Origin of the sequence: uncultured Campylobacter sp. (assembly GCF_937949835.1) — a bacterium.
Classification (GTDB): domain Bacteria; phylum Campylobacterota; class Campylobacteria; order Campylobacterales; family Campylobacteraceae; genus Campylobacter_B.
In genome coordinates this window covers 1-2,136 of sequence record NZ_CALEDC010000468.1, presented here as the reverse complement: position 1 = coordinate 2,136, position 2,136 = coordinate 1, and the positions used below count along the sequence as shown (strand labels likewise).

Sequence of the window (2,136 nt, the reverse complement as noted above, 5' to 3'; positions counted from 1 at the left end):
CTAACGAGATTAGTTGTACTGCGTACATTATCTGCCGTATTCTGTACAATATGCTAAAAGTTACTACGAAAGGTTCGCATGCCCATATTTACTGCGCTCGCCCATGCATGATGCCCCATGTGTACTGGCGCGCTACACTAGATAAATTGAAACCGAGTTTGCACTAAATTTGAACTCAAGTTACCGCCATGTCGTAAATCTGCTGAGATTAAATTTAAAGAAAAGATCTGATCTTAATTTAAATCTAGGCGCAAAAGGGTAAAATTTAATAAGACCCCGCAAATTTATCTTAAAATTTAGCGAGATCAAATTTGGGTTTACGCTGCAGGCACGCTATTTTCGGCGTGAGTATCGTCAGAGTCTTTGGGCCTTAAAAGCCACTGCTTTGCAAAGATCAGCACGTATATCGCAGTGCCGATACCATAACTTGCGTATTCGCTCGGGATAAATTCTATGAATTTCGCGCAGATATTAGGCACCAGCATTAGCGGCGTTATTAGCAGCAATAGTAGGCGCTCTACCATATTGCACTTGGTTACAAACCAACCCTGCAGCGAGGAGCTGAAGGCAAACATGCCCACGATCGCCGTGGCAAAAATCAGCACGATTTGCAATGGATCGCTGATCCAAACGATGCTCTTTGAATCCATCGGATCGCCTATGCTTTGGATCAAAAGCAGCTTATTGTTGAAGAAAAACGCAAACGGAAGCACCGCGGTGCGCAGATCATACACGAAGCCCTGAAGTCCCACAGTTACCGGATTTGCCTTTGCGATACCCGCCGCAGCGTATGCGGCAATGCCTACCGGAGGGGTATCATCGGCTAAAATTCCAAAATAAAATACGAAAAGATGCACCGCGATCGCAGGGATCAAAAAGCCGTTTTTGCCCGCTAGTATCAAAATCACCGGTGCAATAAGGCTTGAAACGACGATATAATTCGCCGTCGTAGGAAGTCCCATGCCCAAAATCAGGCTCATTATCGCAGTCATCAGAAGTATCAGTACTATGCTGTTTCCTGCGACTGCTTCTACGAGCTCTGAAAGAACCTGCCCCAGCCCGGTAAGCGAGATCGAGCCGATGATGATGCCCGCTAGCGCGGTGGCAACGGCTACTGTGACCATGTTTTTAGCAGCACCTACCATAGCCCAAAAGATATCGACAAAGCCGACGATAAAATCGGACTTGCCAACTTTTTCGCCAAATATCGTTTTCTTTGCGGGCTCTTGTACGATCATTATTAAAAATAGCACGCAGATCGAGTTAAACGCCGCAGAGATCGCGCTTTCTTTTAGAATCAATAGAGTAAAAAGAAGCACCAAAATCGGGATTATGTAATGAATTCCGCTAAATATAATTTTTAGCTTTGAAACCTTGGCGTAATCGCGGCTACCGTGAAGCCCCAACTTGCAGCTTTCCAGATGCACGATGAAAAATAATCCCGCGTAGCAGACGAAAGCGGGGATCACCGCCGCGATCATTACGTTGGTGTAGCTCATACCCAAAAATTCCGCGATGATAAACGCCGCAGCGCCCATGATAGGCGGCATAAGCTGCCCGTTTACGCCTGCGGCGACCTCGATAGCGCCCGCCTTAGTGGCGGTAAGCCCCGCTTTTTTCATAAGCGGGATCGTAAAGGTGCCCACCGTCACAACGTTTGCGGTCGAGCTGCCGCTTACCATTCCAGTTAGCCCGCTGGCAATTACGCTAGCCTTGGCGGGTCCTCCGCGGAAGCGACCTAAAATCGCAAACGCTACGTTTATAAAATACTGCCCCGCTCCGGCTCGCTCCAAAAGCGCGCCGAATAGCACGAACAGATAGATGAAGCTGGTGCTGACCCCTACCGGTACGCCGAATACGCCCTCCGTCGTTAAAAACATATGCCCTGCAAGCAGTTCAAAGCTTGCGCCGCGGTGCGCAATGATATCGGGCATATAAGGACCGAAGTAGCAATACAGAAGAAAGGTAAAAGCGATAATGCCAAGCGCTGGTCCCATCATACGACGACCTGCTTCAAAGAGTATGAAAATTCCGATAAAGGCCGCTACGATATCTCTGGTTAGATAATCTCCCTGGCGTTGCGGCTGCGATAACTCCACAAATTCTATCGCAGGATATAGGATAGCGGCGACTCCG

The 2,136-nt window shown here is 48.1% G+C and carries 1 protein-coding gene; it reads right to left on the bottom strand.

Features of this window, described 5'->3' with window-relative positions:
* Nucleotides 1–317: 317 nt before the first annotated feature.
* A partial coding sequence (locus tag Q0256_RS10440; protein ID WP_297962796.1) for a TRAP transporter fused permease subunit occupies nt 318–2,136 on the bottom strand: 1,819 nt, incomplete at its 5' end.